A 16,280-nucleotide genomic window follows, 5' to 3' on the forward strand; every position below is an offset into this window, starting at 1 on the left:
GTGCGTCACTGGTTTTTATTGGAAGGATTGTAATCGTGAAACAAACAATGTGACAGCTTTATAGCCTTGGATTATAGTACCGCCGCTATTTCAGCCAGATTAAAGGGATCAACCAATCCCCCTGCCTGGCAACGATTAAAGACCATTACAACGACAAATCATTTATAACAACGAGGCAATCACACTCATGCAATCATCATCCAAAAAATACGGTCCCGCCTATGCGGCGGTTACAACGCTTTTTTTTGCCTGGGGCTTTATTACATCCTTAATTGATCCCCTGGTTGCTGCTGTAAAAGGCATTTTCAGTTTAACCGACCTGCAAGCACAGCTTAGCGCCTTCGCTTTCTTTATTGCTTACGGGGTAATGAGTTTCCCCGCAGCAGCCCTGCTATCCCGCTTCAAATCCGTTCCTACGATTTTGATTGCGTTGAGCATGATGATTGGGGGTTGCATTTTAATGTTGATCGCAGCGAATATCGAAATTTATGAATTGGTTCTGGCAGGTTTATTCGTGCTTGCCAGTGGTATCACCGCATTGCAAGTAGCGGCAAATCCGTTGGCTGCTGCACTTGGCTCCCCCGAAGGTAGCCACTTCCGCTTAACCTTTAGCCAAACCTTCAATAGCCTTGGAACTTTTATTGGTCCGATTATTGGTGCAACACTTTTTCTGGAAGGTGTAGAAGTCAAGCACGGCGAAATTATTACTGCAGAAGTACGTGCGGAAGCATTAGCTGGTATAGACGCCGCTTATTTCTGGTTAGCAGGTATGATTGCCGCATTGTTAGTGTTTTTCTTCCTGAGCAGGAATATTGTAGGTCAAGCAGCTCCAACGTCGTCTTCCTCAGGTAGAAGCATTGGCAGCATGTTGTCAGAAGCGTTCCAGTCCAAGTGGGCGATTTTGGGTGGATTGGCAATCTTCCTGTACGTGGGTGCAGAAGTTGCGATTGGAACCCAGATGGCGTTCTTCCTGAACTCGGATTCAATCTGGGGGCATTCAGATGCAATTTTCGGCTTGCCATTTACCGGCCGCTTCTCTGATGGTGTTCCTGGTGTATCACTGCAAGAAGCCGCTGCATTAACAGCACTCTATTGGGGTGGCGCAATGGTTGGTCGCCTGATTGGTTCGGCTCTGTTAGCCAAAGTGAACGCGGCACTGTTACTTGCAACCTTCACTGGTGCAGCCGCTGCAATGTGCTTCTATGTATTTGCTGTTGGTGGTGTTGGCGCTGGCTTTGTTGCTATCGCAATTGGTTTGTTTAACTCAATTATGTTCCCGGTAATTTTCACACTAACGCTGGAGCGCTCAACTGCAAGTGCAGAAGCAACCTCAGGGTTTTTGTGTACAGCAATCATTGGCGGGGCATTCGTACCATTATTGGTAGGTTTTGTTTCTGGCCACAGCAGTTATATCACTGCGTTTATCGTACCTGCCTTGTGTTATGTCGCTTTGTGTGTTTTTGCCCTCAGCGCCAACAAAACCCAAGCAACCAATAACGTCGCGGAAGTCGCTACTGGCCATTGATAACCTTCCATCCAGGCAGGCAGATCATCTGCCTGCTTATTCCCATCGCTTAGCCGCCTTATCATCTTTATCTTTTGATTCCACCCATCCAAAACTTCCATCCCTGCTCTTTTCCTTTTTCCAAAAAGGTGCGCTGGTTTTCAAAAAGTCCATCAAAAATTCTGCCGCCTGAAACGCATGCTCACGATGGGCGCTAGCGGTTCCTACAAAAACAATTTGATCGCCTAATTGCAAATCACCTATACGATGCACAATACGAGCAGACACTAATTGCCAGCGACGCCTTGCTTCATCCAATATCTGCTGAAGTATTTTTTCGGTCATTCCCGGATAATGCTCCAATGACAGTGAAGCAATATTTTTTCCATCATTAAAATCGCGCACGCGCCCCACAAAAAAAACAACTGCACCTGCGGATACATCATTTGCAACCAGATCGGAATATTCCTGGCCAACATCAAAATCATCTATCTGTACTGCTATAGAAAAAGCCATCTCAACCTCCTGTTACTGGAGGAAAAAAAGCAACCTCATCACCATCAGCCAATGCATGATTACCTTTTACATAAGCATGATTGATCGCAACTAACAACTTCGTATTCGCCAATGCACTCTCCCAGGAAGGGTTTTGCAAAGACAAATGCTGCTTTAATTCAGAAAGCGTTTTAACTCGCTCGATAGAAACATCCAGTTTGGCCGTACCCAATTGCTCACGCAGTTGTGCGAAAAAAACAACGCGAATCATTACACTCGCACCTTACGCTGATAATGTCCGCGGCGACCACCGGATTTTTCCAATAAGCATACTTGCTCAATAAGCATTTCCATATCTACCGCCTTACACATGTCGTAAATAGTCAACGCAGCAATACTCGCCGCAGTTAATGCCTCCATTTCCACTCCAGTCTGGCCAGTTAATTTGCAATAACTGGTAATTTCAATAGCGTTACTGTTTTCATCCAAAGCAAAATCTACTGCAACTTTGCTCAAGGCCAACGGATGGCACAATGGAATCAAATCCGAACACTTTTTAGCAGCCTGAATTCCCGCAATACGAGCAACCGCCAATACATCACCTTTTTTCAACGAGTTTTGTTTAATTTGCTCCAACGTACCGGGCTTCATTAAAACCCGTGCAAATGCCCTCGCCTCACGCACACTGGGAGTTTTTTCGGAGACATCAACCATGTTGGCGTGCCCTTGTGCATCTATATGGGTAAGCGTCATAACAAATTAATCCTGTGAGCCTGACTTGCCGTGCAGCAGCGTGTAAATAGGGTTATCATAAAACACCTGTAAAGATGACCGCAGTTTTTTATTTCCTATCAACAAAAATACCCGGATTAAATGACATCTCCCGCACTTGATCGACGCTTTACCCTTGCCCCTATGATGGAGTGGTCCACCTCGGATTGCCGAACTTTTTGGCGCCTGCTGACCAAAAAAGCAGTGTTGTATAGCGAAATGGTGACTACTGGCGCGCTATTGCATGGAGACAAAGCACGCTTTCTTGATTACAACGCTTGCGAACATCCCCTTGCGCTACAACTGGGCGGAAGTAACCCCAAAGACTTAGCTGAATGCAGCAAAATTGCTGAAGACTGGGGCTATGATGAGGTCAATCTTAATTGTGGCTGTCCAAGTGACAGGGTTCAAAACGGAATGATCGGTGCTTGTTTAATGGCAGAACCAGAATTGGTTGCGGAGTGCATAGCGACAATGCAAAACGCCGTTAAAATCCCGGTAACAGTCAAACACCGTATCGGCATAGATGACATGGAGGATTATGAAGGACTGGTGAAGTTCGTCAGCACCATTGCAGCAACCGGATGTAGCACTTTTATTGTTCATGCGCGCAAAGCCTGGCTGAAAGGGTTAAGCCCGAAAGAAAACCGTGAAGTTCCCCCATTGCAATACGACAAGGTTTATCAACTCAAACAGGACTTTCCCCATCTCGAAATTATTATTAATGGCGGTATAACCACGCTGGAACAAAGCAAGCAGCTGCTTGAGCATGTAGATGGTGTGATGCTTGGGCGTGAAGCCTATGCAAACCCTTATTTATTAGCAGAAGTTGACCAACATATTTATGGTGCATTATGTCCCGTAATCAGCCGTCAGGAAGTTATGGAAGGATTTATCGCTTATTGCGAGGAACAATTGGCAAAAGGCACTCGTCTAAACCACCTGACACGCCATATCCTCGGTCTTTATCACGGAATGCCACGCGCACGGCAATTCCGTCGCATCTTAAGCGAACAGGCGCACAAGCCGGGTGCAGGTATTGACGTTGTTAAGCAAGCATTGGAAACCTTAAATGAGGTACCATTATCCGATGTCGCCAGCTAATCTGCGCAAAAAGCACACTTGTGCTAATGAATTTACTACTTATAAAAAATGACTGCTTCATTCATAAAGTCATAAGGACTATAATAGATTCGACGGCAATTAACGAAGATCAACCACGTGAATTTTTAGAGATAGGATTACCACTGTGACTAGTAAACTTGAACAACTGAAGCAATTTACCGACGTAGTCGCCGACACCGGTGATATTGAAGCCATCCGCTTGTACAAACCACTGGATGCAACCACCAACCCGTCCCTGGTGTATAAAGCTGCACAAATGCCGCAATACCAGGATTTGTTTGCTTCCGCTATCAGCAGTACCAAAGGTATTGTGAATAGCGCAGAACAACTCAGTGCAGCCGGTGACCACCTGGCTGTGGGTATTGGCCTTGAAATCTTGAAAATCGTTCCTGGCCGCATTTCTACTGAAGTCGACGCACGCTTGTCTTTCGACACAAAAGCATCTATTGCTAAAGCTCGCCAACTGATCAGCTTGTATGAAAAAGGCGGTGTTGATAAATCCCGTGTACTCATCAAGCTGGCATCTACCTGGGAAGGTATTCGCGCCGCAGAAGTACTGGAAAAGGAAGGAATTAATTGTAACCTGACACTGTTATTTGGTTTCAACCAGGCTGCCGCTTGTGCAGATGCGGGTGTATTTTTGATATCTCCTTTCGTTGGCCGCATCCTTGATTGGTACAAGGCCAATACCGACAAGAAAGAATACACTGCTGAAGAAGATCCGGGTGTTATATCTGTACGCCACATTTATAACTACTACAAACAAAACGGCTATAAAACTGTAGTGATGGGAGCAAGCTTCCGTAATATTGGTGAAATTGAAGCGCTCGCAGGTTGTGATCGTTTGACAATCAGCCCACAACTTTTACAAGAGCTGGATCAGGATAAGGGCGAATTAAAACGTGTTCTCTCTCCGTCCAATACCGGTGAAACTATTGCCAAACAAATTGAAACTGAAACGAGCTTCCGTTTTGGCTTGAATCAGGATGCAATGGCAACAGAGAAACTGGCTGAAGGTATTCGCGGCTTCGTGAAAGACCAAATCAACCTTGAAAATTTGTTAAAGTCCAAGGCTTAAAAAAGCTCGTGCTTAATAAACTTTCGCGCTTTATCGAACGCCACCTGCAACCAGGTGGCGCTTCGCCTGTATTATCAGCTCATCAAAAACAGCTTGCAGTAGCAGCGTTGTTAATTGAAGTTGCAATGGCCGATCACCAGTTTTCCGATCAGGAATTAGAGTCTCTTAGCTACTCGCTAAAAAACAAATATTCGCTCTCATCAAACGAGATATCAGAGTTAATTGTACTTGCAAAAAGCGAATCAAATCATGCGACTTCATTACACCAGTTTACCCAAATTATTAACCAGCATTGTAACAACGCAGAGAAATTCAATTTAATAAAGGCAATGTGGGAAATAGCGTTTGCCGACGGGAATTTGGATAAATACGAGGACTATTTGATTCGTAAGGTAGCAGATTTAATTTACCTGCCGCATTCTGAATTCATTCGCGCGAAAAGCCAGGTTAAAGCTGGCTTAAATGAGATTAGATAAAACTTTCTGGATTAACAGTTTTCCAGCATATTAACCAGATTCCGAAAAGTATCCGCGTTACTGGCATTTAATCCCATCAGGATTTTATGCGCTTCAATGACTTTTTCTTTTACTTCTTGCTCATCGCAATTGACGCAATTTAAGGGGTGATTTGCCAATACCGGCGCATCCAATTTATCAACTATTGTGAAAATATCAGCAAATCCCATAGTCTGGAGAATACGCTGGATACTTGGATTACTCGCAAGAATTACCGGCATTATTCCACAGCGCTCCTGCCCTAAAATTGATATTTTGGCCATTAATCCAAGTGTCGTGCTGTCAATCGCTTCCGCCTCTGAGAGGTCAAACAATACAGAGGTAAAATCGGCACTTTTGAACATAGAATCAATAAATTGATCAAAAGAAATACACAGTGTCAGGCGCACATCACCCAACATCTTAATGACATACACACCATTATGATCGGCAACAAGTATCTGGCCGGACTTCATTCACCTACACCTCGGGATATGGATAAGACCGCAATATCATCAGGGTTATCGCGAATCTCCTTTATAACTAAAGTATTACAGACAGAATCCAAACTGCCACTACTTGCGGAGATTAGTTTTAACAAACGTGCTTCTTTGTCCTGCAATTCCTGATCTGGCATGATTTCCAATACACCGTCAGAAAAACAGACCAATGCAAATGTGTCGGGGAGATTGCACTCATAGACGTCCCATTCCACATCTTTAAATATACCCACCGGCTTACCGCGCCCGGTTAAATAATTAGCGCCTTCAGGCGTAATCAAAATTGGCATGGGTAAATGGCCAGCTACAACGTAATGCATCTGATTGGTGTAGGTATCTATCACTCCTACAAACAAGGTCAAGTGGTGGCTAAGGCGCGTTTCATGTAGTTCCCGATTGATTTGGCGCAGCATGATATTCGCGCCTTGGGTAAACGAGTTCTCATCACCAAATAAGCCCTCTTCCCTAACCATCCGGCTCACCAGATGCTTTAACCATATAGTGACAAATGCTGAAGAAGCACCATGCCCGGAAACATCGGCAAGGTAAAAGGCCAGGTACCGTTTTTTTATGAAGGCATAATCAACAAAATCGCCACTGAGAAACAACGAGGGAACAATAGTGTGGGCTGCAGTATAGCCACCTTCGGTTTTAAGTCCCGCTGGCATCAATCGACGTTGAACTCTCCGCCCGGCAATTTGGTCTCGCTCAAGAACACGTAAGCTTTCCTTCAGTTCCCTATTGGCCTCTTCTAACTGTGCTCGATAAAGGCGGTTTTCTTCTTCCAAATCCTTACGATCCAACACTTTATTGATGGAATGAATGAGAACCTCAAGGTCCACCAGTGGCTTGATAAGGTAATCGCGTGCACCAAGACGCAACGCCCCCACAACATCATTCATTACACCGGCACCAGATATTACGATAACTGGAATACCATCGTGGAGATCATTTAATGTCTGCAGCAACTGCAAACCATCACCATTGGGCATACGTAAATCAGTAAGAATCAGATCAGGCAGGTTTTCGATGGAGGCGAGAAGATCTAGCGCAGAGGGAGCATCAGAAGTAGCCGTAACAGTGAAACCGCTATCCGTCAGGTAGGTCACAATACTCTGGCGAACAAGGGCATCGTCATCGATGATAAGCAGCTTTCGGCTTGCGGACGTCATCTTCGGCTCGGTTAATTAATACAGTTTTAAGGCAAAACAGTTAAGGCGCGTAACACTACTCCTTCAGCGAGGTGATCGCAAGCCTTCTGCTCTTTGACAAGCAAAACCAGTTTACGCGCTTTTTTGTTGATCAGTTATTACTGTTTTTTAGGATTCTTGTTTTCCCGTTCAGTTTTACGGCGCATTTGGATTAACTGACGTTGGGTCATTTTCTTTTTGCGTTCACTGTAAGGGTTATCATTATTACGATACTCAATTTTGATCGGTGTTCCGTGCAAATCCAAAACCCGACGATAGGTTTTTTCCAGATATTTAGTATAAAAAGCCGGAATATCGTTGGTTTGGTTGCCATGTATCACAATAATTGGTGGGTTATGTCCACCAGGGTGCGCGTAGCGCAGCTTGATACGGCGCCCCTGGATCATCGGTGGCTGATGTTCACGCACCGCATCTTGCAGAATACGCGTGAGATAATTGGTACTGAATTTATCCGTTGCAGATTGATACGCCAGCTCAATAGACTTGTATAAGTTACCTACCCCAGTACCGTGCAATGCAGAAATAAAGTGAATTGTCGCAAAATCCACAAAACGCAGGCGGCGTTCAATTTCATTTTTCACATACTGTTTATGGGAATCATCTAATCCATCCCACTTGTTAAGAGCAATAACTAATGCCCTGCCCGCTTCAATGGTCGTCCCCATTAAATGCAAATCCTGCTCAACCACCCCCTCACTGGCATCCATCACCAGTACTACCACATTCGCATCGGCAATTGCCTGCATGGTTTTTACGATGGAGAATTTTTCCACCATCAAATCAATATTTTTTCGGCGACGAACACCTGCAGTATCAATAATGGTATAGGGCTTATCAAAGCGCGTGTAATTGATGTAGATCGAGTCACGCGTCGTACCCGGCTGATCATAGACAACAACCCTATCCTCGCCCAACAGACGGTTTACCAGGGTTGACTTGCCTACGTTAGGCCGCCCAACGATGGCGATTTTGATACCAGTTGCCTCTTCAGGCTGATAATCCTCAGGTAATTCAGGAATGCCAGCGAGCACCTCTTCCATCAACGATCTGACACCGCGGCCATGGCTGGCAGTGGTTGGATAAACCTCACCAAGCCCCAATTCATAAAAAGGTGCGAGCGCAATATCTGGATCCATACCATCAATTTTGTTAGCAACCAGATATGTCTTTTTATTATTTACCCGCAAGTGCCTGGCAATCATCTCATCGGCAGGGTTTAAACCTGCGCGGCTATCCACAATAAACAACACTATGTCAGCCTCCTGAACCGCCAATAGCGATTGGCCAGCCATCATGCTGTCAATACCCTCCTCCTCTCCACTTATACCACCAGTATCAATGACAATAAAACGGCGATTTTCCAACACACCTTCGCCATATTTACGGTCGCGAGTTAAGCCTGGATAGTCAGCAACCAACGCATCGCGAGATTGAGTGAGGCGATTGAATAAGGTGGATTTACCCACATTTGGGCGGCCAACAAGTGCTATTACGGGGATTATCATAAAAGTATCAATTGCTAATGATTAGGGAGCAAAAACAGTATCGTGTTAAATCAGGGGATAAAACAAAACCAGCCGCCCGGAAGTTTACCCTAAATGTAAGCGGTAAGCTCGGACGGCTGGTTTGCGATTAAGGTTAAGAGAAGTTTATTTAGCCTTTTTTGCTTGGTAAGCGATTAGTTTGCCACGATTGGTATAGACATATAATGTTTCACCATTAGTAAGCATTGGTGCCCTGGCTCCTTTGCGATCAACTCTGACCCTGGCAACAAATTCGCCATCAGCCTGATTAAGAACATGCATATAACCTTTGTAGTCCACCACCGCCAGATAATCGCCAAATACCTGCGGCCCGTTTAAACCACGACGCAGCATTTTGTCATTTACCCATAATTGCTCGCCACTCGCGGCATTGTAAGCAACTACTTTTCCGTCGGCATGGCTGGCAAAAAGTTTATCGCCAGAAATCGCAAGATTTTCACTTGTAGATCCGTCTTGCCCCCATAACGGACTACCGGTACCACGTGACAGCGCACTAATACGCCCCTGATAGGTGCCTACATAAATGACACCATCTTTTTCCAATGGGGTTGAATGAATATCTACCATGCGCTCCAACTCAGAGCGACCTTTTGGTAAAGCAATACGCTGCTCCCATAAAATCAATCCGTTATCGGGGTTGAACGCCATCATACGCCCATTGGAAAAGCCGACATAAATTGCTGTATCCGTCACAATAGGTGATGGTGTTCCGCGCAGGGTTAACAATGGTGGAGGATTATCGTAGAACCAAAGTTGGGCACCGGTTTTTGCATCCAGAGCAAATAACTTCCCATTGACTGTTTGGGCAGCAACAACAGTTCCGTTTGTACGCGGAGCAGAAACTATCTCACCCGGTACTTGGGTACGCCACAACTCATTACCATTTTCAGGCGAAAGTGCCATCACTTCACCCGCATAAGTGGCGACCATCAACAAACCATTTTCCGCGCCGATACCACCAACAATCTGGTAATTGGAATCAGCAGCCACTACAAAACTTTTTAACCAACCCCATAAACCCAATTTGGGTTGATTAATTTTTTTACTCCAAAGCTTTTTGCCTGTTGTAGCATTCGCAGCTACCAGCAAGCCTTCATAATCTACCGCATAGATTGCCTCTTTATCCAAGGCTGGGGTAAGACGACTAAAACCCTCGTTTTGTCCTTCGCCAATACCGCGACTCCAGACTTTGTCCAGATCTACTGTTTCTTCGAAATCAACCAATTCCAGAGGCTCATTCCCGGTTTTTTTACTAAACCAGGAACAGCCCGACATGGTGAATGCACACAGCAATACCAGCCAGCCAAGACGTCTTACCGAGGCTTGCATCATTGAGCTTTCTCCTCAACCGCAGGTGTTGCGGTGGGCATATTTGAATCAACTTTCAAATCATCTACTTTCATTTGCAGTAACATAAAACGCTCTTGTTGTTGCGGGTCAGTTGCTGCCAAAGCTTTTTCATAAGCTGTACGCGCAGCATCCAAATCCCCTTGTGATTTAAGAATGTCACCGCGCGCTTCCGCATATTCAGCAGTAAATGCCGCAGCAGGCTCCGGAGACAATTGAGCCAATGCATCAACGTAAGCTTTCTGGGCAGTTAATACACGAGCCAAACGCAAACGTGCCAATTGCTCGGTTGCGGCATCCGGTTTGGCAGACAAAACCCATTTAAGTTCAGTGACAGCAGCATCCAACTTATTGTCTTCTACAGCAATTTTTGCGAGAAAAAATGCCGCACTGTAGGCATACATACTTTTACTATTGGCATCTTTTAACTCTGTTGCCAGATGCGCAGCGGTAGCTTTATCTGCATCAGTCAGAGTTTTTCCTGGCTCAACATTTACCAGCTTTAACAACTGCTCATAAACCTCTGATGCTTTTTCCGCTTTTTGGCGTTTTTGATCCTGCCACGCAGTAAATCCAAAATACGCTACAACAGCGATTACCACGGCAGATATTACGATTTTGCCGTAATCCTTCCACCAGCGCTTTAGTACTTCTAATTGTTCTTCTTCTGAAAGATGTACACTCACAATTGACTCCTGTAGGGCTTAGCGCAATGCGCAAATAAAAAACGATTTAAAGAAAGTTATTTTTTTACTCAATGATAAAAACGCTGGTTAATAATTATTCCAAAGACCCTAACCAGCGGATAGCATCATCAAAGGACAGCGTTTGCTGTTCCGCCTCTTCACGTAAAAACTTGATAGCAAGCTTACCTTCACGCGCTTCGTCCTCACCCAAAACCAATGCAACATCAGCTCCGGACTTATCCGCTTTTTTGAATTGGCTTTTGAAATTACCGCCACCACAATTCACGATCAGGCGAATAAAGGGCAACTCGTCACGAATACGCTCGGCCAATTGCATCGCAATATTCTGAACATCCCCTACCGCAACCAAAAAGACATCTGCTTGTTGATCAAGCTTTTCCAGTACAACCTCAGCAGCTTGTACGAGTAACACCAAACGTTCCAGACCAATACCGAAACCGACGGCTGGTGTTGCTTTACCACCAAGCTGCTCAACCAAACCATCATAACGGCCACCAGCACATACGGTGCTTTGTGCACCCAGTTTATCGGTCACCCACTCGAACGCCGTTTTACCATAATAATCAAGTCCACGCACTAAACGCGGATTAACCTGATACTGAATACCGGCAGCATCCAATAATTGTTTTAAGCCCTCAAAATGCACACGGGACTCATCATCCAGATAATCCAGCAATACAGGCGCGTTGTTAAGCAATGCCTGGGTATTTGCATCTTTGGAATCCAGAATACGCAATGGATTGGTTTCCAAACGGCGCTTGCTATCTTCATCGAGTTGACTTTGCACATTATTCAAATAGGCAACCAGCGCTTCTTTATAGTTAGCACGGGCAGCTGTGCTCCCAAGAGAATTAATCTGCAACTGAACATGGGGTGAAACACCCAATTCGCGCAAAATTCTTGCACTTAACAGTAAAACCTCAGCATCAATATCTGGCCCCTGTATACCAAAAGTTTCCACACCGATCTGGTGAAATTGGCGATAACGTCCTTTCTGTGGACGCTCGTGGCGAAACATCGGCCCCATATACCACAGACGCTGGGTTTGATTATATAACAAGCCATTCTCTTCGCAGGCGCGAACGCAACACGCGGTACCTTCCGGACGCAGGGTTAAACTGTCTCCATTACGGTCCTCAAAGGTATACATTTCTTTTTCTACGATATCAGTTACTTCCCCAATAGAGCGCTTGAAAAGCTCCGTGGACTCCACAATAGGGAAGCGAATTTCCTGATAGCCGTAGCGGGCAAGGATGTCAGTGACAACACCTTCAACGTATTGCCACAACGGGGAGTCCGCTGGCAATAAATCATTCATGCCACGAATTGCTTGAATTTTTTTCAATTGAAACCCTTACTTGATCTATTAAGCTTTGGCGATAATATTTTTAGCATCATCATCAAGCCGGGCTTGCTTTTGTGCAGCTTTTGCTCGAATCAAACGTTCCAGATTATCCACCAGATTTTCGTTGGTTAGCTTTTGGTTGGGCTCGCCATCAATATAAATTAAATTGTTTGGTGTACCGCCAGCCAAACCCAAGTCTGCTTCTTTAGCTTCACCGGGCCCATTAACCACGCAACCAATTACTGCAACATCCAAAGGAACGGTAATATCTTCTACACGTCGCTCTAAATCATTCATGGTTTTAATCACATCAAAGTTTTGACGTGAACAACTAGGACAAGCAATAAAGTTCACGCCCTTGCTGCGAATTTTTAAACTGCGCAGCATATCCCAACCCACTTTAATTTCTTCAACCGGATCTGCTGCAAGCGACACGCGAATCGTATCGCCGATACCATCCATTAACAAGGCGCCCAAACCAATCGCAGACTTCACCGTGCCAGAACGTAAACCGCCAGCCTCCGTAATACCAAGGTGCAGAGGTTGTTCAATCAAGGTTGCCAATTTGCGATAAGCAGCAACCGCCATAAATATGTCCGATGCCTTCACACTCACCTTGAAATTATTGAAGTTCAATTCGTCCAGAATTTCGACATGCCGCAGCGCAGACTCAACTAACGCATCAGAAGTTGGCTCGCCATATTTTTTTTGCAGATCCTTTTCGAGCGAGCCCGCATTAACACCAATACGGATTGGAATATTTAAATCACGGGCTTTATCTACCACTGCTTTAATACGCTTTTCACGGCCAATATTGCCGGGATTAATCCTTAAACAATCAACTCCCAGATCAGCAACACGCAATGCAATACGATAATCAAAATGGATATCAGCCACCAATGGAATCGTTACCTGTTTGCGAATTTCGCCGAACGCTTCCGCAGCATCCATTGTAGGAACAGAAACACGAACAATATCAGCACCCGCTAACTGGATGCGCTTTATTTGATCAACCGTCGCAGCAACATCCGTTGTCTCTGTATTTGTCATGCTTTGTACAGAAATAGGTGCATCACCGCCCACAGGCACATTGCCCACCATTATCTGGCGGGATTTACGACGCTTTATTAGAGATTCGCAATGCATATTTATTCCCAATTACTCCATTTGCCTAATCGCTTATGGATTTGCCAACTTTCAAACGAAGGACATTAGTTCCCAATGCAGGAACCACCGTAACTTTTTTGCTGTTCAATTCAATTTGAGCTGCAGGTGAATTCCCCAATGTCACATCAAATGGAGCCTTTCCTTGTAGCGTGATCCGCCCACCTGCAGGTTGTAAATCTGCCACTAACACATCGCCACGGGAATCGCTGACTTCTAACCAGCACTCTTCGGAAAATATAAATACAATTTGATCAAGCGTAGCGTTACGCACTTCCTGCTTTGCATTAAAAGAGGATGCAGACGCATTGGTAATCAAACTTGATGCAACAGAACTATTGAGAGCAACAGATGGCGTAGAAGTAGACGCGATACCCGTAGAAGAGTTGCTCGGAAAATTATTAATCGCTGAAACAGAGTTAATAGAATTGATTGCGTTAGAAACATCTGAATTTGTCGCACTGGAATTTTCGCCACTAGCACTTGAACTCACAAACGTCTCAATCGGAGTAACAATCGCTGCGGGCATAGCATATTCAGGGGCTTTGCGATTATCAAAAAACCACACAGAAATAAGCCACAACACGAGTAAAACAATGACGATAAGCACAACAAACTGCCAAAGCGGTTTGGACGTAGACTCTACTTTGCGTGGCATAACTTGCTCGATCAAGCCGTGCTTTTGTGCATGGCGATCATAAGCCGCCAACAACTGCACAACATCAAGTTTTACCAAATTAGCGTAGGACCGCAGATAACCTCTAGTAAAGGTATCAGATCCCATATGGCGATAATCATCCGCCTCAAGCGCGCGCACTTTTGTCAGTGTCATGTATAACTCTTTGGCGACTTGCTCTTGAGTTAAACCGGCACGCTCACGCGCCCAAACCAACAATTTGCCTGGGGACAATTCGCCGAAACGGCTGTCATCAGCCGCTTTTTTCTCATCATCAGAAAACATTAAACGCCTTTAAGTCTCGCTATTTTTTACATCATCGTTTGTTTATATTCCAAATATTCTTTCGAATACGGGAAACGATTTTTTAACATTAACGCGTAGCTCGCTTCTTTATCTCTATTCCCAAAAACCCGCTCAAGGCGGATCCCCAATAACAGTGCTCTTGGAGACTGCTGTCCAGATGCCTGAAAACGATCAAGGTGCTCTTTTGCTTTTGCGTATTCTTTTTCCTGAAAATTAATTTCAGCGAGTTCTATATTTGCATCCGCTGAATTGCGGTCCAAAACTGAAGCATGTTCGAACGCAGCTTTTGCGCGATCATTTTTTCCCAACAACAATGCTGTCCGCCCCACATTTACCAAGGCAGCGGCGCGCCCATTGTAATCGAGGTCTGCGGCGGCCAATTCAAATTGTATCAATGCCTCTTCATAACGCTTGGCACTGAATAAGAAAACACCGAAATTATTACGCGCCAGTGTAAAATTCTTTTTACCTTTAATCGCCTTTTTAAAGGTTTCTTCAGCAAGTTTTGACTCGCCTTCCAACTGATAAAGTCGCGCCAGCGTTTCGGTTGCCTCAGGAGAATTACTGTTAATTTCTGACGCTTTGCGTAAATGATGACGTGCAGACTCGCGATTCCCTTTGTCGATATAACCCTGGGCTAATTGAATGTGTAGCTCTAGCGATTTATTTTTATCTACCGGACGCTTGGGTTTTCCACCTTCCGATACACAACCACTCACAAATAATGCCGTTGTTAAAACCAGCAAAATATACCTGGCAAATCTAGACACATTACTTGTTTGCATCACCGACCTCATCGTTATTAGAGTTACTGGCCTATAATTTTTACCGCTTGAACTTCATCAAATTGAGCTCGATAGCGTTCGCTACGACGGGTAATATCATTTACCTGACCTGCGAGCTGGCCACAAGCTGCATCAATATCATCACCGCGAGTTGTACGCACCGTGGTGATATACCCAGCCTCCATCAAAATATCCTGAAACTTGCGCAATGCATTGTTGCTCACACGCTTGTAGTTGGACAAATTAAAGGGATTAAACGGAATCAAGTTGATTTTGACTGGCACCTCACGCAAGAGCTCTGCTAACTGCTGCGCATGATGCGGACGATCATTGACCTGATCAATCAACGTATATTCGATGGTAATTTTACGATGGGTATCTGGCATAGCTTCAATGTAACGCTTGGCAGAGTCCAATAACATCGCGATAGGATATTTACGATTAATAGGAACCAGCTCATTGCGCAACTCATCGTTAGGTGCATGCAATGAAATCGCGAGACAGGCATCAGTGAATTGACTTAAACGATCCAATTGCGGCACTACACCAGAGGTACTTAATGTTACGCGACGCTTGGAAATGCCATAAGCATTGTCGTGCATCATTAAGTTCATGGAATCAACAACATTATCGAAATTTAATAATGGTTCGCCCATGCCCATCATTACAACGTTAGTAACCCTGCGCGGCCCATTAGCTTGCAACTGACCAAAGGATTTCGCAGCAATCCAAACCTGGCCAATAATTTCGGCGGCAGTTAAATCACGATTAAAGCCCTGCTTGCCTGTTGCACAAAAGCTGCAATCAAGCGAACAGCCAACTTGCGATGAAACACACAGCGTTCCGCGATCACCATCAGGAATAAAAACAGTTTCAATGACATTGCCACCGGCAACACGAATCAAAAACTTGCGCGTACCATCAGCTGAATCGAATTGTTGGACAACTTCCGGTGGGCGAATCTCGGCGATATTTTTGAGCTTTGCCCGCAAATCCTTGCTGACATTACTCATATCATCAAAATTATCAGCGCCAAATTGATGAATCCATTTCATCACTTGAATAGCACGAAATTTTTTCTCGCCAATAGATTCAAAAAACGCCACCAGCCTGGCTTCAGGCAAGCCGAGGAGATTCATTTTTGCAGAGCCTTCTGCAACAACCGCTTTCGCGGCAGGAGTGGAACTGGATACTTCAGTCATGGCTCTGCACCTATGAATAAAACAGT

At 44.9% G+C, this 16,280-nt stretch carries 17 protein-coding genes; 4 read left to right on the plus strand and 13 right to left on the minus strand.

From position 1 onward, the window contains the following. The first annotated feature begins 187 nt into the window (after nucleotides 1-187). Nucleotides 188-1,525: an MFS transporter gene (locus tag A596_RS10175; protein WP_039914137.1), complete on the plus strand. Its 1,338-nt coding sequence runs from the start codon at nucleotides 188-190 to the stop codon at nucleotides 1,523-1,525. A gap of 36 nt (nucleotides 1,526-1,561) precedes the next feature. Here the strand turns inward: A596_RS10175 and moaE are convergent, their stop codons facing one another. Genes moaE through moaC form a run of 3 tightly spaced genes read right to left on the minus strand, consistent with a single transcriptional unit; the run spans nucleotide 1,562 to nucleotide 2,752 of the window. Then, nucleotides 1,562-2,020: a molybdopterin synthase catalytic subunit MoaE gene (gene moaE, locus A596_RS10180; RefSeq protein WP_039914138.1), complete on the minus strand. Its 459-nt coding sequence runs from the start codon at nucleotides 2,018-2,020 to the stop codon at nucleotides 1,562-1,564. Nucleotide 2,021: 1 nt separating this feature from the next. Then, on the minus strand, nucleotides 2,022-2,270 hold the full coding sequence (gene moaD / locus A596_RS10185; protein ID WP_039914139.1) for a molybdopterin synthase sulfur carrier subunit: 249 nt from the start codon (nucleotides 2,268-2,270) through the stop codon (nucleotides 2,022-2,024). Further along, nucleotides 2,270-2,752: a cyclic pyranopterin monophosphate synthase MoaC gene (gene moaC, locus A596_RS10190; protein WP_039914140.1), complete on the minus strand. Its 483-nt coding sequence runs from the start codon at nucleotides 2,750-2,752 to the stop codon at nucleotides 2,270-2,272. Before moaC ends, moaD begins: the two co-directional genes overlap by 1 nt. Nucleotides 2,753-2,872: 120 nt before the next feature. Here moaC and dusA point away from each other — a divergent pair, with 120 nt between their 5' ends. The 3 genes from dusA (at nucleotide 2,873) to A596_RS10205 (ending at nucleotide 5,449) form a co-directional block, all read left to right on the plus strand. Then, complete coding sequence (dusA, locus tag A596_RS10195; protein ID WP_084128190.1) at nucleotides 2,873-3,874, plus strand: tRNA dihydrouridine(20/20a) synthase DusA; 1,002 nt, start codon at nucleotides 2,873-2,875, stop codon at nucleotides 3,872-3,874. A 145-nt stretch (nucleotides 3,875-4,019) separates the two neighbouring features. Beyond that, nucleotides 4,020-4,973: a transaldolase gene (gene tal, locus A596_RS10200; RefSeq protein ID WP_039914142.1), complete on the plus strand. Its 954-nt coding sequence runs from the start codon at nucleotides 4,020-4,022 to the stop codon at nucleotides 4,971-4,973. A gap of 8 nt (nucleotides 4,974-4,981) precedes the next feature. After that, on the plus strand, nucleotides 4,982-5,449 hold the full coding sequence (locus tag A596_RS10205; protein WP_039914143.1) for a tellurite resistance TerB family protein: 468 nt from the start codon (nucleotides 4,982-4,984) through the stop codon (nucleotides 5,447-5,449). Nucleotides 5,450-5,460: 11 nt separating this feature from the next. Here the strand turns inward: A596_RS10205 and A596_RS10210 are convergent, their stop codons facing one another. The 10 genes from A596_RS10210 to rlmN form a co-directional block, all read right to left on the minus strand. After that, nucleotides 5,461-5,943 (minus strand): STAS domain-containing protein, encoded by a 483-nt coding sequence (locus tag A596_RS10210; RefSeq protein ID WP_039914145.1) that lies wholly within the window; start codon nucleotides 5,941-5,943, stop codon nucleotides 5,461-5,463. Continuing rightward, nucleotides 5,940-7,139, minus strand: a complete 1,200-nt coding sequence (locus A596_RS10215; protein WP_039914147.1) for a PP2C family protein-serine/threonine phosphatase — start codon at nucleotides 7,137-7,139, stop codon at nucleotides 5,940-5,942. Before A596_RS10215 ends, A596_RS10210 begins: the two co-directional genes overlap by 4 nt. 137 nt (nucleotides 7,140-7,276) lie before the next feature. Next, nucleotides 7,277-8,680, minus strand: a complete 1,404-nt coding sequence (gene der / locus A596_RS10220) for a ribosome biogenesis GTPase Der (RefSeq protein ID WP_039914621.1) — start codon at nucleotides 8,678-8,680, stop codon at nucleotides 7,277-7,279. 147 nt (nucleotides 8,681-8,827) lie between these two features. After that, complete coding sequence (gene bamB / locus A596_RS10225) at nucleotides 8,828-10,054, minus strand: outer membrane protein assembly factor BamB (protein WP_200882891.1); 1,227 nt, start codon at nucleotides 10,052-10,054, stop codon at nucleotides 8,828-8,830. Further along, nucleotides 10,051-10,755, minus strand: a complete 705-nt coding sequence (locus tag A596_RS10230) for a YfgM family protein (RefSeq protein ID WP_039914149.1) — start codon at nucleotides 10,753-10,755, stop codon at nucleotides 10,051-10,053. The genes bamB and A596_RS10230 overlap by 4 nt, the downstream gene beginning before the upstream one ends. Before the next feature lie 94 nt (nucleotides 10,756-10,849). Then, a complete protein-coding gene (hisS, locus tag A596_RS10235) occupies nucleotides 10,850-12,121 on the minus strand; it encodes a histidine--tRNA ligase (protein WP_039914152.1) in 1,272 nt (423 codons plus the stop codon). A 21-nt stretch (nucleotides 12,122-12,142) separates the two neighbouring features. After that, nucleotides 12,143-13,267, minus strand: a complete 1,125-nt coding sequence (gene ispG, locus A596_RS10240; RefSeq protein WP_039914153.1) for a flavodoxin-dependent (E)-4-hydroxy-3-methylbut-2-enyl-diphosphate synthase — start codon at nucleotides 13,265-13,267, stop codon at nucleotides 12,143-12,145. 25 nt (nucleotides 13,268-13,292) lie between these two features. Continuing rightward, the gene (locus tag A596_RS10245; protein ID WP_039914155.1) at nucleotides 13,293-14,246 is read right to left on the minus strand and encodes a RodZ domain-containing protein; all 954 of its coding nucleotides are present in this window, start codon (nucleotides 14,244-14,246) and stop codon (nucleotides 13,293-13,295) included. A gap of 26 nt (nucleotides 14,247-14,272) precedes the next feature. Then, on the minus strand, nucleotides 14,273-15,052 hold the full coding sequence (gene pilW / locus A596_RS10250) for a type IV pilus biogenesis/stability protein PilW (protein WP_235425667.1): 780 nt from the start codon (nucleotides 15,050-15,052) through the stop codon (nucleotides 14,273-14,275). 23 nt (nucleotides 15,053-15,075) lie between these two features. Then, on the minus strand, nucleotides 15,076-16,254 hold the full coding sequence (gene rlmN, locus A596_RS10255) for a dual-specificity RNA methyltransferase RlmN (RefSeq protein WP_039914158.1): 1,179 nt from the start codon (nucleotides 16,252-16,254) through the stop codon (nucleotides 15,076-15,078). Nucleotides 16,255-16,280: the final 26 nt, after the last annotated feature.

This window comes from Cellvibrio mixtus subsp. mixtus J3-8 (assembly GCF_000766945.1).
GTDB lineage: Bacteria > Pseudomonadota > Gammaproteobacteria > Pseudomonadales > Cellvibrionaceae > Cellvibrio > Cellvibrio mixtus_A.